15 protein-coding genes are annotated in these 17,905 nt (G+C 73.9%); 11 read left to right on the top strand and 4 right to left on the bottom strand.

All coding sequences use genetic code 11. The features are described 5' to 3' along the window. Positions 1-9: 9 nt before the first annotated feature. The gene (locus tag ACIBFB_RS23380) at positions 10-705 is read right to left on the bottom strand and encodes an RICIN domain-containing protein (protein ID WP_397233528.1); all 696 of its coding nucleotides are present in this window, start codon (positions 703-705) and stop codon (positions 10-12) included. Positions 706-833: 128 nt separating this feature from the next. On the opposite strand from ACIBFB_RS23380, the gene ACIBFB_RS23375 reads away from it, so the two are divergent. From ACIBFB_RS23375 to ACIBFB_RS23365, 3 genes are all read left to right on the top strand, one after another. After that, entirely contained in the window at positions 834-1,205 is a 372-nt protein-coding gene (locus ACIBFB_RS23375) for a hypothetical protein (RefSeq protein WP_397233526.1), read from the top strand. Between the two features lie 11 nt (positions 1,206-1,216). Further along, a complete protein-coding gene (locus ACIBFB_RS23370) occupies positions 1,217-2,149 on the top strand; it encodes an EamA family transporter (protein WP_397233524.1) in 933 nt (310 codons plus the stop codon). Positions 2,150-2,296: 147 nt separating this feature from the next. Continuing rightward, positions 2,297-3,409 (top strand): heme A synthase, encoded by a 1,113-nt coding sequence (locus ACIBFB_RS23365; protein ID WP_397233522.1) that lies wholly within the window; start codon positions 2,297-2,299, stop codon positions 3,407-3,409. On the opposite strand, the gene ACIBFB_RS23360 is transcribed toward ACIBFB_RS23365, so the two are convergent. Beyond that, positions 3,345-4,631, bottom strand: a complete 1,287-nt coding sequence (locus ACIBFB_RS23360; RefSeq protein WP_397233520.1) for a PrsW family intramembrane metalloprotease — start codon at positions 4,629-4,631, stop codon at positions 3,345-3,347. The genes ACIBFB_RS23365 and ACIBFB_RS23360 overlap by 65 nt on opposite strands. A gap of 131 nt (positions 4,632-4,762) precedes the next feature. On the opposite strand from ACIBFB_RS23360, the gene ACIBFB_RS23355 reads away from it, so the two are divergent. Continuing rightward, positions 4,763-5,176, top strand: a complete 414-nt coding sequence (locus tag ACIBFB_RS23355; RefSeq protein ID WP_397233518.1) for a hypothetical protein — start codon at positions 4,763-4,765, stop codon at positions 5,174-5,176. Positions 5,177-5,251: 75 nt separating this feature from the next. On the opposite strand, the gene ACIBFB_RS23350 is transcribed toward ACIBFB_RS23355, so the two are convergent. Further along, positions 5,252-6,220 carry a heme o synthase gene (locus tag ACIBFB_RS23350; protein WP_397233516.1) on the bottom strand — a complete coding sequence of 323 codons (969 nt, stop codon included), beginning with the start codon at positions 6,218-6,220 and terminating at the stop codon, positions 5,252-5,254. Positions 6,221-6,613: 393 nt separating this feature from the next. Continuing rightward, positions 6,614-7,423 (bottom strand): DeoR/GlpR family DNA-binding transcription regulator, encoded by an 810-nt coding sequence (locus tag ACIBFB_RS23345; protein ID WP_397233514.1) that lies wholly within the window; start codon positions 7,421-7,423, stop codon positions 6,614-6,616. A 274-nt stretch (positions 7,424-7,697) separates the two neighbouring features. Between ACIBFB_RS23345 and ACIBFB_RS23340 the strand changes: the two genes are divergently transcribed. From ACIBFB_RS23340 to tal, 7 genes are all read left to right on the top strand, one after another. Next, positions 7,698-9,047, top strand: coding sequence for an MFS transporter (locus tag ACIBFB_RS23340; RefSeq protein ID WP_397233512.1), 1,350 nt, complete (start codon positions 7,698-7,700; stop codon positions 9,045-9,047). 88 nt (positions 9,048-9,135) lie between these two features. Next, a complete protein-coding gene (locus tag ACIBFB_RS23335; RefSeq protein WP_397233510.1) occupies positions 9,136-10,635 on the top strand; it encodes an FGGY family carbohydrate kinase in 1,500 nt (499 codons plus the stop codon). Then, positions 10,632-12,116, top strand: a complete 1,485-nt coding sequence (locus ACIBFB_RS23330; protein WP_397233508.1) for an FGGY-family carbohydrate kinase — start codon at positions 10,632-10,634, stop codon at positions 12,114-12,116. The genes ACIBFB_RS23335 and ACIBFB_RS23330 overlap by 4 nt, the downstream gene beginning before the upstream one ends. Positions 12,117-12,195: 79 nt before the next feature. Further along, entirely contained in the window at positions 12,196-12,837 is a 642-nt protein-coding gene (locus tag ACIBFB_RS23325) for a histidine phosphatase family protein (RefSeq protein WP_397233506.1), read from the top strand. Positions 12,838-12,909: 72 nt separating this feature from the next. Continuing rightward, on the top strand, positions 12,910-13,971 hold the full coding sequence (locus ACIBFB_RS23320) for a 2-hydroxyacid dehydrogenase (protein WP_397233504.1): 1,062 nt from the start codon (positions 12,910-12,912) through the stop codon (positions 13,969-13,971). A gap of 456 nt (positions 13,972-14,427) precedes the next feature. Beyond that, positions 14,428-16,521 carry a transketolase gene (tkt, locus tag ACIBFB_RS23315; protein WP_397233502.1) on the top strand — a complete coding sequence of 698 codons (2,094 nt, stop codon included), beginning with the start codon at positions 14,428-14,430 and terminating at the stop codon, positions 16,519-16,521. Between the two features lie 88 nt (positions 16,522-16,609). After that, positions 16,610-17,719, top strand: a complete 1,110-nt coding sequence (gene tal, locus ACIBFB_RS23310) for a transaldolase (RefSeq protein ID WP_397233500.1) — start codon at positions 16,610-16,612, stop codon at positions 17,717-17,719. The last annotated feature ends 186 nt before the right edge of the window (positions 17,720-17,905 follow it).

Here is a 17,905-nt window from a genome sequence, read left to right as displayed (position 1 = left end):
TCCGACCGCTCAGGACAGCGGGAGCAACCGCCACTGCTGGTGGGCCTGGCCCGCGTCGGCGGCCTGCGTGACCGGAGTGCCGTTGTCGGGCGCGCCGCCCCGGCCCTCCAGGGCCTGGCCGGTCGCGCGGTTGACGATGCGGACCACACCGGGGCCGACCTCGACGAGGGACCACTGCTGGTTGGGCTGCCCGGTGCGGGTGAGCAGAGCGGCGCCCGGTCCCGCGTCGGCGGCGGTGGGGATCTCCAGGAGCTTGCCGGCGCCCACGGCCTCGATCTCGTAGAACCCGCCCTCGACGGGGACGAAGCGCCACTGCTGGTTGACGCCGTCGTGGCGGTCCCACAGGTGCACGGGCGATCCGTTGGCGGTGGCGGCCTGGACGACGTCCAGGACACGGCCGCCGTTGCCGTTCTGGAGCACGTAGGTCACCGCGGGGTCCAGGCCCGCGGGGTGGGCGGGCTCCTCCGAGGGCTCCTCGGTCGGCTCCTCCGAGGGCTCCTGTTCGGGCGCGCCCGCCGGTTCGGCGAGGATGCCCGCCTCGACCGCCAACGCGGGTTCGTCCCGCTCCGCCGCACCCGGGAAGAGGAGACCGCCGGCGTACCCGGCGATGGCCACGACCATCACCAGCGCGATCGCACCGACGACGATCGGCCAGCGGGGGACGAGGCTCTCAGTCTCGGGGGCGGGGTCGGTTCGAGAGGGCATGAGTGGGTGCTCCAAGGCGGCGGGGTACGGGCCGTTTCCGCGACGACCCCGGTCTATTTCACACCACATGCGCTGATTCGCGCATGTTGACCGGTCGGGACGGTGCTCGCCCGGTAGGGTCGGCCGCCATGGAGGTCATCGGAGTTCCCTGGTTCATCGCCGTGCGCCATCTCGGACCGCCCCTGTTCCTGCTCGCGGTGGGCGGGGCGGTGCTGGTGCGGCGGCGTCCGGCCCGGAGCGGACTGGTGTGGGCGGGCCTGCTCGCCAACCTGGCCGCCGCGGCGCTGCCGTACGCGTGGATCGGCGCGCAGGCGCTGGCCGCCCAGGCCGAGCGGACGGTGTTCGGTCTGGTCATGACCCTCCTCCAGCCGGGCCTGGTGGTCGTGGCGTGGCTCCTGGTCCTGGCCGCCCTGGTCGGTCCGCGCCGCTCCGGGGACGACGGTTCCGGGGAGGACGGCTCCGGGACTCCCGCCGTCGCGGAGCGGGCCCCCAAAACGTAGGATGATCCGCCATGAGCTTCTCGTCAGGTCGCGACCGCTCCGCGTCACGCGCGGCCCTGGACTCCGTGCCTCCGGTCTGGCTGGTCCTGGTCGGCATCTCCTCCGTGCAGATCGGCGCCGGGGTGGCCAAGAACCTGTTCGAGGCGCTGCCCCCGGCCGCCGTGGTCTGGCTCCGGCTGCTCACCTCGGCGGCGCTGCTGGTCGTGGTGGCGCGCCCGGTCCTGCGCGGACGCGGCAGGGGCGACTGGGCGGTCGTCCTCGGCTACGGGGTGTCGCTGGCGCTGATGAACCTCTTCATCTACCAGGCCTTCGCGCGCATCCCGTTGGGGATCGCGGTCACCGTCGAGTACCTGGGACCGCTGTCCATCGCGATCCTGGGCTCGCGCCGGCGCGTCGACCTGCTGTGGGCCGCACTGGCCGGGCTGGGCGTGGTCGCGCTGGGCCTGGAGTCGGGCTCCATGGACCCGTGGGGCATCGGGTTCGCGGTGCTGGCCGCGACGGCGTGGGCGGGGTACATCCTGCTGAGCGCCGCGACGGGGCAGCGCTTCGAGGGGGCCTCGGGGCTGGCGGTCGCGAGCGTGGTCGGCGTGGTGCTCCTGGCCCCCGTGGGCGTCGTCCAGGGCGGCGCCGCGCTGCTCGACTGGCGGCTTCTGCTGTTCGGCCTGACCGTGGGCGTGCTCTCGTCCGTGGTGCCCTACTCGCTGGAGCTCACGGCCCTGCGCCGGATGCCCCCGCGGGTGTTCGGCGTCCTCATGAGCCTGCAGCCGGCCGCCGCCGCACTGGTGGGGCTGGTGCTGCTGGGCGAGCAGCTCACCGTGTGGCAGTGGATCGCGGTCGCCTGCGTCATCGCGGCCAGTGCCGGAGCGACGCGCACCGCGGCCCGACGCGTCGAGGGCGAGCGGGAGGCCGAGCCCGCCTCCGCGCCTCCGCGCCGGGACGGGTGATCCCCCTCCCACGACGTCCCCGGGGGGCGCGGCCCCGCCGACGGACGCCGACGGCTCGGACGCCCGCGGCCAGGGGCGTCCGCGCAGGTCGCGGCGGTGGGCGGGGGCGGGCGGCGGGAGCCGGAGCCGTGTACTACAGTCTGTCGTATGTTTGCGCTCCCGGACGCCGCGACCACGGCCCCGCACCCGCTCCCCCCGCTCGCGACGGAGACCATCGAGATCCTCGGCGCCCCGCTGTGGGCCTGGCAGATCGCCGTCGCCGTCACCGGGGTCCTGGTGCTCGTCCTCCTCGCCCGCACCATCTGGACGCCGACCCCGCGGTCGCTGCGCGCGTGGGCGCTGGGCAACGTCGTGGTCAACGCCGGAATCGCCGTCACCGGAGCCACCGTGCGCGTCACGTCCTCCGGGCTCGGCTGCTCGGAGTGGCCGCGCTGCACCCCCGAGAGCTTCGTGCCCGTCGACACCGAGCACGCGGCGCTCAACGCCGCGATCGAGTTCGGCAACCGCACGCTCACGTTCCTCGTGCTCGCGGTCGGGTTCATCACCCTCCTGGCCGTCCTGCGCTCACGGCCCCGGCGCCGCGACCTGACACGGCTGGCCGTGATCATCCCCTTCGGTGTGCTCGGCCAGGGCGTGGTCGGCGGCATCACCGTGTGGACCGACCTGCACCCGGCCTCGGTCGCCACGCACTTCCTGCTGTCGATGGTGGTGACCCTCCTGGCCGTGGCGCTGTACGTGCGCTGCCAGGAGCCCGAGGGCACGCCCCGGGTCTCGGTCGGCCCGATGCTGCACGCGCTGAGCGTCGGCCTGCTCGTGATCGGGTTCCTGCTGCTGGTCGCCGGGACCGTGGTCACCGGGACCGGGCCGCACGGCGGCGACGCCGAGGCCCCGCGCTGGGACCTGGCCCTGAGCGCCGTCACCCGTGTGCACTCCGCCCTGGCCTGGCTGACCCTGGCGACGGCGGTCCTGGCCGCGGTGGTCGCCGTGCGCGGCGGGGCGCGCCGCCCGGTGCGGGTCAGCGCGCTGGCCCTGGTCGCGGTGGTGGTCCTCCAGGGGATCCTGGGCTACACGCAGTACGTGCTCGCCCTGCCCGAGGGACTGGTGGTGCTGCACGTGCTCGGCTCGACGCTGACGTGGATCGCGATCTGCCGCCTGTACTTCGCCACCACGCGGCTCGTCCCGGAGGGCGGGGAGCTCAGTGACCCGGACGCTGTCCGTGGCGGGGAACGTAGTCCTGCTGAGCCCGCGCCTGGGCGATGACGTGGGCGAAGTCCGACCGGCGTAGGAAGCCCGAGTCGGTCGGGCGCTCGGCCCAACCGGGCGCCACCGGCTGCGGCATCCGCCCCAGGAAGGTGTCCCGTGCCACGTGCATGAGCGCCAGGAACGAGTCCCGGCGGACCTTCCAGTCCTCACGCGGCACTCCGGCGTCGAGTTTCTTGTGCAGCAGCGCCAGCTCCGTCGCGGCCAGCTGGTACTCCTTCATCGCGCTACGGCCGCGGCGGCCCGCGTTGCTCGCGGCCCACTCCCGGGCCCGGCGGCGTCCGGCCATGGAGCTGAGCATGGTGACGTCGGCCCGCGTCACCAGCCCGGTGGGGATGTACCGCGGCAGGTACTGGGCGATGGCCCTGATCTGGGCGTGGCGGTCCCGGACAGCCGTTCCCAGCAGGCACATCAGCACCACGAACAGCACGAAGTAGGCCGCGGCGAGCCCGAGCCACCCGAAGCGGGTCGAGGCGTTCCACATGCCGTGCAGCACGACCGCCAGACCCCATCCGGCCACGGGCGCGAACAGGCGCGTCACGCCCGTGTTCATGGCCGCGTAGGCGACCCCCACCCCGATCATCGCCGTGTAGATGGGGTGGCCGAAGGGCGCGATCAGTCCCCGGATCGCGAAGGTGGCGACCAGGGTGTCGTCGAAGAACGCGCTGAGGAAGTAGAGGACGTTCTCGGTGAAGGCGAAGCCGGTGGCGACCATCGCGCCGTAGATGACGCCGTCGGTGAAGGTGTCGATCTCGTGGCGGCGGCGCCACAGGATGATCAGCAGGACGGCGCCCTTGGCGCTCTCCTCGACCACGGGCGCCACCACCGAGGTGGCGACGTAGTCCCCCAGGTCCGCGCCGTACAGCGGGACGGTGAGGTTGTTCATGCCCCAGGTGTTGAGCAGCAGGGACACCACCACGGCCACGCCGGCGCCCCAGACGAAGGCGAAGAACAGCACCCATCCGGGTTCGGGTTCGAACCGGTCGAGCATGAGGATCAGCGGCACCAGCACGGACACGGGGATGACGGCGGCGACCAGGCTGACGACGAAGCCGACGGCGCCGTCGATGCCGGCGGCCGCTCCGCCCGCCACAGCCAGCAGCCACAGGTAGACGAGCATGCCGAGGAGGCACACCAGGCTGACCGTGGTGCCGACGATGAGCGTCGCCGAGTAGCGGGAGCGTCGGCCCTGGAGGATGGCCTTGCTGTCGAGTCGGGGCATGGGCACCGATCGTATCGGGATCCGGGGGCGGGCCGCGCCGCCGCCCACCGGTGTCCGCGCACGTCTACCGCCGTGTCGCCGAATGCGGCACTATCGAGCCAGATTCCCGTCGTCGTACCGGAAGGTCCCCCATGGACACCGTCTCCTCTCCCGCCACGGCCCTGTGGGCACTGCGGGTCGCAGCCCTCCTCCACCTGACCGTCGTCCTGTGGGAGGGCGCCACCGCCGGACAGCTCGTGACCTTCAACGAGGACGCGCTGCCCCTGCACTACTACGGGGCCTTCGGCGTGCACGTGGCCGCCGCGGCCCAGGCCGCGGCCGCCTGGTGGGTGTGGCGGGGCGCGGGACGGGGGCCGGAGGCTCCCAGGACGGTGCTGGCGGTGAGCCTGGTGGCCTTCGCCCTGGGCTTCGGCCAGGCGGCGATGGGCAGCTACGGGCCGCTCCAGGCGCACGTGCCCGTGGCACTGGTCCTGACCGGTCTGGTGGCGTGGGCCGCCGTCCTGTCCTGGTCGCGCGGGCTCAGGAGCCTGCCCGCCGGAGGCTGACCGACCGCGGCGCGCCGGACACGCGGCTGGCGGCGTCCCGTGCGGGACGCCGCCACCGGAGCGGTGCGGGGGCGGTCAGCCCAGGACGTTCGCGAGCAGCGGGTCCACGGTCACCGCCACGAACAGCAGCGCCAGGTAGGCGTTGGACAGGTGGAAGAAGCCCATCGTCCTGAGCTTGGCGCCGGTCACGCCCGCCATCGAGCGGCTGAGCAGGCGGTGCGCCTGGCCCACCAGCAGCGCGCCCAGCACGACCGCGACCGCGCCGTAGAACCAGGTGGTGCCCGCCACCGGCCAGAAGATCAGCGACACGACCACGGTGGCCCAGCTGTAGAGCACGCACTCCAGGAGCACCCGGCGGTCGGAGGCCACCACCGGCAGCATCGGCACCTTGGCCGCCGCGTAGTCCTCGCGGTAGCGCATGGCCAGCGCCCAGGTGTGCGGAGGCGTCCAGAAGAACACCACCAGGAAGAGCACGAACGGCGCCCACGACAGCCCGCCCGTGACGGCGGCCCAGCCGATGAGGACCGGCATGCACCCGGCGATGCCGCCCCACACGACGTTCTGGGCGGTGCGCCGCTTGAGCAGCATCGTGTAGACGAAGATGTAGAAGAGGATCGCGAAGACCGACAGCGCGGCGGAGAGCCAGTTGACCAGGACGGCGAAGCCCGCGGTGGAACCGGCGGCGAGCACGAGCCCGTAGGTCAGCGCGCCGCGCGGCGTGACCACGTCCATCGCCCCCGGACGCTGGCGGGTGCGGCGCATCTCACGGTCGATGTCGCGGTCGATGTAGCAGTTCATCGCGTTCGCGCTGGCCGCCGACATCGTGCCGAACAGCAGCGTGGCCACCGCGGTCCACAGCGGCGGGACGCCCCCGGCCGCGACGAACATCACGGGGATCGTGGTGATGAGCAGCAGCTCGATGACGCGGGGCTTGGAGAGGGCGACGTAGGCGCGCACGTGATCGCCGAACGAGGCCTTGCGGGGGGCCCGGGGGGCGGCGGTGTCGGCGGCGCCGGTGTGCGGGGAACGGTCGGCGAGGGCCATCAGCACCGCGCCCCCGGTCGGCTCGCTGGCGTCCCCGGGTGGGGCACCGGCTCGGTTTCGGACACGCGGATACCTCGACAAGTCTAAGGGTCTCGACACTGCTCGCCATGCGGGGTCGATCGGGCCGACAAAGCGTCTGGATCGGCGGAAACCCCGTCAACGACATACTGTAGTACTTCCTCGCGCGCCCCGGGGACGAGCCCCCTGACAACGGATATCCCCAGGTCCAGGGCGTGCGGGGCGGCGGGGTCCCGCCGGGTGTACAGCAGCGTCGCACACGCCCGTGCGCGCTGCCAGCGTGCCACGCGCCGCCCGGCCCCGGCCGGACGCGGCCCGCGGCTCATCCGCCGCGCACCGCGGGGCCTCCCGGTCGCCGCCCGGTTCCGGCCTCCGTCAGCACGGCACCACCTGGACGTCCACGCCCCGGTCCCGGATCCGGCGCAGTTCGTCCCGGGGGACGCCGTCGTCGACGATGACGAGGTCGAACCCGGTCAGCGGAGCCAGGGCGTAGAGGCCCTCCCGGGTGAACTTGGTGTGGTCGACCAGCAGGACGCGCCGCGCCGCCGCGTCCATGAGCGCGCGCTTGACGTGCACTGTCTCCTGGGACTGGTGGTAGCAGGTGCCGTGGGTGATGGCGGTCGTCGACATGAACAGCACGTCGGCCCGGAAGGAGCGCACCGCGTCGGCGGTGTGCAGGCCGAGGAAGGCGTCGTAGGCGGGGTAGTAGGCCCCGCCGAGCGCCACGACGTCGATGCCCGGCACCCCGGCCAGCGCCTTGAGCGCCGACAGGAAGTTGGTGATGACGGTCAGCGGAGCCCGTCGCGGCAGCCGCTTGGCCACGTGCAGGGCGGTGGTGCTCTCGTCCAGCATCACCGACTGCCCGGGCGAGACGAGTGCGAGAGCGGCGGCGCTCAGCCGGTCCTTCACCTCCTGCATCGCGGCCCTGCGCTGTTCCAGGTCGCCGTGGAACACGGCCGAGGTCTGGGCGGTCGCGCCGCCGCGGACCTTGCGCAGCCATCCCTGCGACTGGAGCGCGTCGAGGTCGCGGTGGATGGTCATCGGACTGACGTCGAACTCCTCGGCGAGCGCCTCCACGCGCACGAACCCCGCGTCGGCGACCCGCTCGCGGATGCCGAGCTGCCGCGCGTGCCGCCCGGCGCCCGGCGCCGCGGTGTCACCGCCGGTCGATGCGCTGCGCGACATCGCGCCTCCTTGTGTCCTCGCGAGACCCCAGCGATGCGGACCGCTGACCCATGTGAGATCTCACAGTATCTAACACCGATGAAACCCGCGGAAATCCCCGTGTGACAAGGGCGATCATCCAGCGCCGTCACAACCAGGCGCGACGAGCGTGTGATGAGTGTGTGGTCAAGCCTTGTGTCCCATAACACGCGTCACTTTCATGGACCTCACACGCGGTACCGCACCAGGTCCACCGGTCGGCCCCCGAGGGCCGTCCACGACGAGAGAGGGTGACATGTCCAGCACCCAACACGACCCGCGGTCGGTGACGGGATCCGCACCCCGGCACTGGACCGAGCGGATCGGCATCCCCCGACCGCTGGCATGGGGCTTCATCGGTGTTCTCATCTTCATGATCGGCGACGGTATCGAGGCCGGATACCTCTCGCCCTACCTGCTCGACCAGGGCATCCCCGCGCAGCGCGTGGCCCTCGTCTTCAGCGTCTACGGGGCCACCGCGAGCATCGCGGCGTGGTTCTCCGGCGCGCTCTCCGACCTCTGGGGACCCCGCCGGGTGATGTGGACCGGCCTGTCCGTCTGGGTCGTCTGCCACATCCTGTTCCTCACCCTGGCCCTGACCACGGTCGACTACCGCCTCATCCTGCTCACCTACGGCCTGCGCGGATTCGGCTACCCGCTGTTCGCCTTCGGGTTCCTGGTGTGGGTCACCGCGGTCACCCCGCGCGGGCGGTTGGGAACCGCCGTGGGCTGGTTCTGGTTCGCCTTCACCGGCGGGCTGCCGACCCTGGGGTCGCTGGTCGCCAGCGGTCTGGTGCCGTGGATCGGCGCCTACTCCACGCTGTGGGTCGCGCTCGGGCTCATCGCCGTCGGCGGGCTGATCGCGCTTGTGCTGGTCCGCGAACCCACCGGCGCGCGGCGGCTGGCCCCCGAGGGCGAGCGCCCGATCATCACGCTGCTCGGCAGCCTCACCATCCTCTGGCGACGCCCGCGGATCGGTGTCGGCTCCGCCGTCCGCGCCATCAACACCGCCTCGCAGTTCGGGTTCCTGGTCTTCCTTCCGGTCTTCTTCACCGAGACCGTGGGCCTGTCCCTGGAGCAGTGGCTGCGGCTGCTCACCGTCATGTTCGCCACGAACATCGGCTTCAACCTCCTGTTCGGCGTCGTCGGCGACCGCCTGGGGTGGCGCCGCACCGTGGCCTGGTGCGGCGGCGTCGGCTCGGCGGTCAGCGTCCTGGCCCTCTACTACGTGCCCGCCGCGGCCGGACCCCAGTACGCGCTCGCCCTCCTGGTCGCCGCGTTCTACGGCGCCACCCTGGCCGGATACGTGCCGCTGTCCGCGCTGATGCCGTCGCTGGCCCCCGAGCACAAGGGCCAGGCGATGGCCGCGCTCAACCTCGGCGCCGGCGTCAGCGTCGTCGCGGGGCCCGCCGTCGTCGCCGTGTTCCTCGGCCCGCTCGGCGTGGTCGGGGTGATGTGGATCTTCGCCCTCCTCCACCTGGCGAGCGCGCTGATGACGGCCTTCCTCAGGCTCCCCGACGGGAGGAGCGCGGACGGGGCCGTCCACCAACGGACCGTCGAGCCGCGACCGTCGCCCTCCTCCCCCACCGGGAAGGAACAGGGATAGGAGCCGGTACCCGGCCGATCCGCACGACGCGCATCCGCCGCCGCCCCCGCCGGGGGGCGGCGGCCCCACCACCGACTGGAGGACACAGATGGCGGTCACCACCGTCGATGTCGGCACCTCGATGATCAAGGCCGTCGTCTTCGACGACCACGGCCACGAGGTCGCCGTCGCCCGCCGCGCCACGGAGGTGCGCCGCCCCCGGCCCGGTTGGGCCGAGCAGGACATGGACGCCGTCTGGCGCTCGGTCGCCGCGGCCGTCCGCGAGGTCGGCGAGCGGACGGGCGAACCCGTCGACTTCCTGGCCGTCACCGCCCAGGGCGACGGCTGCTGGCCCGTGGACGGCACGGGGGCGCCGACCGGACCGGCGATCCTGTGGTCGGACGGGCGCGCGGCGGCGATCGTCGAGCAGTGGCGCGCCGACGGCGTCCTCGACGCGGCCTTCCGCCGCAACGGGTCGCTCACCTTCGCCGGACTGCCCAACGCGCTGCTCGCCTGGCTGTCCCGCAACGACCCCGACCGCCTGCGGCGCACCGCGGCCGTGCTCACCTGCGGCGGCTGGGTGTTCCACCGGCTCACCGGCGCCGTCTCGGTGGACGAGTCCGACGCCTCGGCGCCCTTCCTCGATCTGCGCACCCGCGGCTACGACCCCGCCTGCCTCGACCTGTTCGGCCTGGAATGGGCGGCCGGCCTCCTGCCCGAGGTGCGCGGCGACGACCGCCGCACCGGAACGCTCACCCCGGCCGCCGCGGCGGAACTCGGCCTGCCCCAGGGCCTGCCGGTCGTCATGGCCCCCTACGACATCGCGTCCACCGCCCTGGGCGTCGGCGCCGTCGCCGACGGCCAGGCGTGCAGCATCCTCGGCACCACCCTGTGCACCGAGGTGGTCACCACCGCGCCCGACACCGCCGGCGAGCCGAGCGGGCTGACGATCGCGCTCGACTCCTCCGGCCACCTGCTGCGCGCCTTCCCCACCCTCGCCGGAACCGAGATCCTCGGCTGGGCGTCCTCCCTCCTCGGCACGGACGGCCCGGCGAGCCTGGGCGACCTCGCGCTGGCCGCCGCCCCGGAGCCCGGCGGCCCCCTCTTCCTCCCCTACCTGTCCCCCGCGGGGGAGCGGGCGCCCTTCCTCGACCCCCACGCGCGCGGCACCTGGTGGGGACTGTCCCTGGAGCACGACCGCGCCCGGATGGCTCGCTCGGTGTTCGAGGGGCTCACCCTCGTCCTCAAGGACTGCCTGGCCGCCTCCGGAGTCCCCGTCACCGAACTGCGGCTCAGCGGCGGCGGAGCCAACAGCGACCGGTGGTGCGCGCTCATCGCCGACGTCACCGGCGTGCCCGTCGTCCGCTCCACCGACACCGAGGCCGGCGCGAAGGGCGCCTTCCTCAGCGGCCTGGTCGCCACGGGCCGCTCCCCCGACCTCGCCACGGCCGCCGCGGACCACGTCCACCTGCGCCCGGTCCGCGAACCCGACCCCCGCCTGGCCGGGCTCTACGCCCACACCTACGAGCGGTTCCTGGCCCTGCGCGAACTCACCCGCCCGGGGTGGGCGCTGATGACCTCGGACCCCGGGAAGGGGGCACCGGCGTGACTGACTCCCGATCCGTGTGGGTCGGCGTCGACCTCGGCACCCAGAGCGTCCGGGCGCTGGCGGTCGACGCCCGCGGAGCCGTTCTCGGCGGGGCCCGCGAACCCCTCCGCAGCCACCGCGACGGCGACCGCCACGAGCAGGACCCCGAACGGTGGTGGACCGCCGTCGCCGACGCCTGCCGCCGCGCGCTGCGCGACGTTCCCGCCGCCCGCGTCTCGGGTGTGGCCGTGGACGCCACCTCGGGCACCCTGCTGCTCGCCGACGCCCACGGCACGCCGCTCACCCCCGGGCTGATGTACGACGACGGGCGTGCCGACGCCCAGGCCGCCCGGGCCGACGAGGTCGGCGCGCGCGTCTGGGCGGAGCTGGGCTATCAGCGGATGCGCGCCACGTGGGGGCTGCCCAGGCTCCTGTGGCTGCTCGACCACGACCACCGCGCGCGGTCGGGAGCCGCCGTGGTGCTGCACCAGCCCGACCTCGTCACCTGGCGGCTCACCGGGCACCGCACCGCCACCGACGCCAGCCACGCGCTCAAGACCGGCTACCACCTCGTCGAGGAGCGCTGGCCCGAGGAGGTGATGGCCGGACTCGGCGTCCCCGCGTCGCTGCTCCCCGAGGTCGTACGGCCCGGCGCCGTGCTGGGCGAGGTGTGCGCCGCCGCGTCCGCACGCACCGGCCTGCCGCGCGGGGTCCCGGTCGTCGCCGGTATGACCGACGGCTGCGCGGCGCAGCTGGGGGCAGGGGCCCTGGCGCCCGGAGCGTGGAACTCCGTGCTGGGCACCACCCTGGTGCTCAAGGGCGTGAGCCCGCACCCGCTGCGCGACCCCGGCGGCGTGGTCTACTCGCACCGCTCCCCGACCGGGGACTGGCTGCCCGGCGGCGCGTCGAGCACCGGCGCCGGGGCGCTCACCCACGCACTGCCCGGCCGCGACCTGGACGCGTTGTCCGCGCGCGCCGCCGAGCGGGGGGCCACGTCCACCGTGGCCTACCCGCTGGTCTCGCGCGGGGAGCGGTTCCCGTTCCACGCGCCCGGCGCCGAGGGCTTCCTGCTCGGCGCGCCCGCCGACGAGACCGACCACTACGCGGCCCTGCTCCAGGGGGTCGGCTACGTCGAACGGCTCTGCTACGACTACCTCGACCTCCTCGGCGCCCCCACCGACGGTCCCCTGAGCCTCACCGGCGGCGCCGTGCGCAGCCGCTACTGGTGCCAGCTGCGCGCCGACATCCTGGGCCGCCCGGCCGTCGTGCCCGCCAACGCCGAGCCCGCGCTGGGCATGGCCGTGCTCGCCGCCTCCCGGGAGCGCGACCCGCGGCGGGTCGCCGCCGAGATGGTGCGGGTGCGGGCGACCATCGACCCGCGCGACGACCGCCGCGAGACCGACCGCCTGCGCGAGGGGTACCTGCGCCTCGTCGACGAACTCCGCGGCCGCGGCTGGCTGGACCCCGGCGTCGCCGCGCACGCCGCGGCGCGCGCCCGGTGAGGGGGCGGGCAACGGTGCGTCCCACGACGTGGGCGACTCCCCGACACGACCAATCCGACCCGCGAGAACGGAGTACACAGTGACCGACCTTGTCCTGGCCCGGCACGGCGAGACGACCTGGCACGCGGACAACCGCTACGCGGGCTCCAGCGACGTCGCGCTGACCGCGCGCGGCCACGCCCAGGCCGAGGCGCTGGCGTCCTGGGCCGACGGCGCGGGGCTGGACGCGGTGTGGTGCTCGACCCTCTCCCGCGCCCGCGAGACCGCCCTGCTCAGCGCCCGGGCCATCGGCGCGCCACCGCACGCCGACGAGCGGCTCCGGGAACTCGACTTCGGCGAGGCGGAGGGACGGACCGCCGCCGAGATGGAACGGCTCTTCCCCGAACGCCGGGCCGCGTTCACCGCCGACCCGGTGGCCCACCACCTGCCCGGCGGAGAGGACCCGCGCCTGGCCGTCAAGCGCGCTCTGAGCTGCTTCGACGACATCGTCGACCGCTATCCGGAGGGACGCGTCCTGGTCATCGCGCACAGCACGCTCATCCGGCTGGTCCTGTGCCATGTGCTCGGCGTCCCGCTGCGCGAGTACCGCCGCCTCCTCCCGACCGTGCGCAACACCGCACTGACCACCCTGAGCGTGACCGGGGGCCGTACGGCGCTGATCGACTACAACGTCCCGCCCGGGGCCGCCGCCGCGCGCCCGTCCGAACGGCGCGAAGCGTAGGCCCGCGCCCGCGCCCGCGCCCCCGCGCCAGCCCCGACTCCGAATCCGACGAAGAGACCCGAGGAACACCCCATGACCACCACCGTCCTCGCGGCAGGCGACCGCTTCGTACTGCCCGGACTCCTGTCCGACGCCGTCCGCGCCCGGGTGGGCGCCGACGTCGAGGTGCGCGAGCTGGAGCTGCCGTGGCCGCATGTGCCCTTCGGCCCCGTCGCCGAGGTCCAGGAGGCGTCGGGCACCGAGGAGGAACTCGTCACGGCCCTGCGCGGCGCGCGCGTGTGCGTCACGCAGATGGCGCCGCTCACCGAGCGCGTCCTGGCCGCCTGCCCCGACCTCGAACTGTTCTGCGTCGGCCGCGGCGGACCGGTCAACGCCAACCTCGACGCGGCGACCCGGCACGGCGTCGCCGTCTGCTTCGCGCCCGGGCGCAACGCCGCGGCCACGGCCGAGCACACCCTCGGCCTCATCCTCGCCGCCGCCCGGCGCATCCCCGATCTGCACGCCGACCTGCGGGCCGGGCGCTGGCGCGGCGACTTCTACGACTACGACAACTGCGGCGTGGGGATCGAGGGGGCCGCCGTCGGGCTCGTCGGCTACGGAGCCATCGGCCGCCGGGTCGCCGCGGCGCTGTCCGCGCTCGGGGCCCGCGTCCTGGTGTACGACCCCTACGTCGCCGAGGACGCCCTGCCGGAGTCGGCCGCCAGGGTGAGCCTCGGCGACCTGCTGGCCCAGGCGCGGATCGTCTCACTGCACGCCCGCCTGACCGCGGAGACCGAGGGCCTCATCGGGGCGGACGAGATCGCCGCGATGCGGCCCGGCGCCGTCCTGGTCAACTGCGCGCGCGGGGGGCTGGTCGACTACGGGGCCGTCCGCCGCGCCCTGGAGTCGGGTCACCTGCACGCGGCCGCCTTCGACGTCTACCCCGAGGAGCCCGTACCGCCGGGCTCCGGGCTGCTCAGGGCCCCGAACGTCGTGCTCACGCCGCACGTGGCCGGGGCGAGCCGCCAGGTCGCGCACACGGCGGCCGGCATGGTCGCGGACGAGGTCGGCCGCCTCCTGGACGGCCGGCCGCTCGCCCACTGCGCCAACCCCGCCGTCCTGGACGCCGACGGGGTGTACCGGAACGGAAGGTAGCCGGACGCGGCCCAGGAGGCCGGCGTCCCACCCGACGCGGGCTCCGAGACTTCGCACACGTTCGGCCCCGCCACCGGCACTCCCGCGGGCCCACCCGTCGTCCGCGGGGCACGCACCGCATCCTCGGCCGGGCCGCGCCTGGACAGTCGCTTCGCCGGACGGTGACGAACGGTGTCGGGTAGCGCCTCACCTGGACGCGGACGATAGGCTCACAGTTGGCCGAACCTGTCGGGATTCCCTCGGCCGTCGCGACCGTTGCACTGGATGACCTCGCGGCCGGGGGGCGTCCTACGCCCCGCTCCGACACCCAGGGCGGTCCGTCCCCCGCCGGGTCTCCGGTCCGCCTCACCGGCGGGCCGCGCCGGGCGCCGACGACCGTCCCGGCGACCGTACGCCCACAACCACACCCAGCGCACACCGTGCCGAACGGGTGCCCGAGAAGGAGAACGAAAGTCCGTGAACGCCCACACGCCGCACGAACTTGAGTGGTCGGACCTCGACCTCCGCGCCGTCGACACCGTCCGAGCACTGGCGATGGACGCGGTAGAGAAGTCGGGTAACGGACACCCCGGCACGGCCATGAGCCTCGCGCCCGCCGCCTACCTGCTCTTCCAGAAGGTGATGCGGCACGACCCGACGGCCCCCGAGTGGGTGGGCCGCGACCGGTTCGTGCTCTCCTGCGGCCACTCCAGCCTCACGCTGTACATCCAGCTCTACCTCGCCGGGTACGACCTGACCCTGGACGACCTCAAGGCCCTGCGCCAGTGGGACAGCCGCACGCCCGGCCACCCCGAGTTCGGGCACACCGCCGGTGTGGAGACCACCACCGGCCCGCTGGGCCAGGGCATCGGCAACGCGGTCGGCATGGCCATGGCCGCCCGCCGTGAGCGCGGCCTGTTCAACCCCGAGGCCGGTCCGGGCTCCAGCCCCTTCGACCACCACGTCTACGCCATCTGCTCCGACGGAGACGTCCAGGAGGGCGTGAGCCACGAGGCCAGCGCGCTGGCCGGGACGCAGCGGCTGGGCAACCTCATCGTGATCTGGGACGACAACCGGATCTCCATCGAGGACGACACCCGGGTCGCGCACACCGAGGACGTCGCCGAGCGGTACCGCGCCTACGGCTGGCACGTCGAGGAGATCGACTGGGCCGCCTCCGGCGAGTACCACGAGGACGTCCACGCCCTGTACGAGGCGATCCAGCGCGGCAAGGCCGAGACCGAGCGGCCCACGTTCATCCGCCTGCGCACCGTCATCGGCTGGCCCGCGCCCAACAAGCAGAACACCGGCGCGATCCACGGCGCGGCCATCGGCACCGCCGAGATCTCCGCCACCAAGGAGATCCTGGGCCTGCCCGACGAGCCGTTCGCCGTCGAGGACGCCGTCATCGAGCACACCCGCGCGGCCCTGGACCGCGGGCGCCAGGCGCACTCGGAGTGGGAGGCCGCGTTCCAGGCCTGGCGCCGCAGCGCCGGCGAGCACGGCGACCTGTTCGACCGGCTCCAGTCCGGCAAGCTCCCCGTGGGCTGGGAGGACAGCCTGCCCGTCTTCGAGGCCAGCGAGAAGGGCATGGCCACCCGCAAGGCCAGCGGCGAGGTGCTCAGCGCCGTCGCCCCGGTCCTGCCCGAGCTGTGGGGCGGCTCCGCCGACCTGGCCGGGTCGAACAACACCACGCCCAAGGGCGAGCCGTCCTTCCTGCCCTTCGACCGCGCCAGCACCATGTTCCCGGGCAACCCGTACGGCCGCGTGCTGCACTTCGGCGTCCGCGAGCACGGCATGGGCTCCATCCTCAACGGCATCGCCCTGCACGGCCCCACCCGCCCCTACGGCGGTACGTTCCTGGTGTTCAGCGACTACATGCGCCCGGCCGTCCGGCTCGCCGCGCTGATGAAGCTGCCGGTCACCTACGTGTGGACGCACGACTCCATCGGCCTGGGCGAGGACGGCCCCACCCACCAGCCGGTCGAGCACCTGTGGTCGCTGCGCGCCATCCCCGGTCTGGACGTCGTCCGCCCGGCCGACGCCAACGAGACCGCGGTCGTCTGGCGCAAGGTGCTGGAGACCGCCGACCGCCCCGCGGCGCTCGCCCTGACCCGACAGAACCTGCCGGTCCTGGACCGCACCCGGTACGCGCCCGCCGAGGACGCCGCCCGCGGCGGCTACGTGCTGGCCGAGGCCGGCGGGGGCGCCCCGGAGGCGATCATCGTCGCCACCGGCAGCGAGGTGCCCATCGCCCTGGCCGCCCGCGAGGAGCTGGAGTCGGCGGGCACCCCCACGCGCGTGGTCTCCATGCCGTGCGTCGAGTGGTTCGAGGCCCAGAGCGACGAGTACCGCGAGAGCGTCCTGCCCCCGTCCGTGCGCACCCGCGTGTCGGTCGAGGCCGGGATCGCGCTGGGCTGGCGCGCCTACGTCGGCGACGCCGGCGAGTCGGTCGGCCTGGAGCACTTCGGTGCCTCCGCGCCCTACGAGACCCTGTACGAGAAGTTCGGCATCACCTCCGAGGCCGTGGTCGCGGCGGTGCGCGCCAGCGCCGCCAAGGCCGGACGCTGACGTCGCGGGCCCCGCGCCGAGACCCGGCGCGGGGCCCGCTCCCTGTGTTACCGGGCGCCCGGCGCCCACGAGGAAGGCACGAGACACCATGAGCCACACACCACTGAAGGCCCTCTCCGAGGCGGGCGTGTCCGTCTGGCTGGACGACATCAGCCGTGAACGGCTGCGCACGGGCAACCTGGCCGCCCTGATGTCCACCCACCACGTCACCGGGGTGACCTCCAACCCGACCATCTTCGAGAAGGCGCTGGCCGAGGGCGGCGCCTACGACGAGCAGCTGCGCGAGCTCGCCGCGCGCGGCGTGTCGGTCGACGAGGCCGTCCGCCTGCTCACCGCCTTCGACATCCGCTGGGCCGCCGACACCCTGCGACCGGTCTACGACTCCACCGAGCGGGTGGACGGACGGGTCTCCCTGGAGGTCGACCCGCGCCTGGCCCGCGACACCGAGCGCACGGTCGCCGAGGCCAAGGCCCTGTGGTGGCTGGTCGACCGGCCCAACCTGATGATCAAGATCCCGGCGACCGCCGAGGGCCTGCCCGCGATCACCCGCGTCCTGGGCCTGGGCATCAGCGTGAACGTCACGCTGATCTTCTCGCTGGAGCGCTACCGCCAGGTGATGGACGCGTTCCTGGCCGGGATGGAGCTGGCCCGCGTCAACGGCCACGACCTGTCCCGCATCCAGTCCGTGGCGTCGTTCTTCGTCAGCCGCGTGGACTCCGAGGTCGACAGGCGGCTCGACGCCGTCGGCACCGACGAGGCCAAGGCCCTGCGCGGCCGCGCCGCCGTGGCCAACGCCCGCCTGGCCTACCGCGAGCACGAGGAGGTCTTCTCCTCCCGCGAGTGGAAGGCCCTGGCCGACCTGGGCGCCAAGCCGCAGCGCCCGCTGTGGGCGTCCACCGGCGTCAAGGACCCCGCCTACGAGGACACCCGCTACGTCACCGACCTGGTGGCGCGCGACACCGTGAACACGATGCCGCAGGCCACGCTGGACGCCACGGCCGACCACGCGGTCGTCACCGGCAACACGATCCTGGGCACCTACGAGCAGGCCGAGGACGACTTCGCCGCGCTGGAGGGCGTCGGCGTCAACCTCACCGAGGTGTTCGGGGTCCTGGAGGACGAGGGCGTGCGCAAGTTCGTCGACTCCTGGGAGAGCCTGCTGGGCGGCCTGTCCGCCAAGCTCGACCAGGCGTCCTGACCCCCGGCCGCCGTGCGGAGCCCTCCCCCGGACGGGACCGTTCCGCCCACGACGAGGGGCGCGCCGACCCACCGGCCCGGGGCGCCCGGCCCGCGCCCCCGTTCCCACCCGGACGGGGGCGCGGGTTCCCGGCCACCCTCCACCGGACACTCTCGACAGAAGGACGAGACACGTGAAAGAACCGGT

Source organism: Nocardiopsis sp. NPDC050513 (assembly GCF_044457925.1).
GTDB lineage: Bacteria > Actinomycetota > Actinomycetes > Streptosporangiales > Streptosporangiaceae > Nocardiopsis.
Note: the sequence above shows the minus strand (reverse complement) of the source record. Positions and strands in the feature narration are given on the sequence as shown.

Excerpts from the sequence above, each read along its gene's own strand:
- ACIBFB_RS23380 (WP_397233528.1), bottom strand. The coding sequence starts at position 705 with ATGCCCTCTCGAACCGACCCCGCCCCCGAGACTGAGAGCCTCGTCCCC.
- ACIBFB_RS23375 (WP_397233526.1), top strand. The coding sequence starts at position 834 with ATGGAGGTCATCGGAGTTCCCTGGTTCATCGCCGTGCGCCATCTCGGA.
- ACIBFB_RS23370 (WP_397233524.1), top strand. The coding sequence starts at position 1,217 with ATGAGCTTCTCGTCAGGTCGCGACCGCTCCGCGTCACGCGCGGCCCTG.
- ACIBFB_RS23365 (WP_397233522.1), top strand. The coding sequence starts at position 2,297 with ATGTTTGCGCTCCCGGACGCCGCGACCACGGCCCCGCACCCGCTCCCC.
- ACIBFB_RS23360 (WP_397233520.1), bottom strand. The coding sequence starts at position 4,631 with ATGCCCCGACTCGACAGCAAGGCCATCCTCCAGGGCCGACGCTCCCGC.
- ACIBFB_RS23355 (WP_397233518.1), top strand. The coding sequence starts at position 4,763 with ATGGACACCGTCTCCTCTCCCGCCACGGCCCTGTGGGCACTGCGGGTC.
- ACIBFB_RS23350 (WP_397233516.1), bottom strand. The coding sequence starts at position 6,220 with ATGGCCCTCGCCGACCGTTCCCCGCACACCGGCGCCGCCGACACCGCC.
- ACIBFB_RS23345 (WP_397233514.1), bottom strand. The coding sequence starts at position 7,423 with ATGTCGCGCAGCGCATCGACCGGCGGTGACACCGCGGCGCCGGGCGCC.
- ACIBFB_RS23340 (WP_397233512.1), top strand. The coding sequence starts at position 7,698 with ATGTCCAGCACCCAACACGACCCGCGGTCGGTGACGGGATCCGCACCC.
- ACIBFB_RS23335 (WP_397233510.1), top strand. The coding sequence starts at position 9,136 with ATGGCGGTCACCACCGTCGATGTCGGCACCTCGATGATCAAGGCCGTC.
- ACIBFB_RS23320 (WP_397233504.1), top strand. The coding sequence starts at position 12,910 with ATGACCACCACCGTCCTCGCGGCAGGCGACCGCTTCGTACTGCCCGGA.
- tal (WP_397233500.1), top strand. The coding sequence starts at position 16,610 with ATGAGCCACACACCACTGAAGGCCCTCTCCGAGGCGGGCGTGTCCGTC.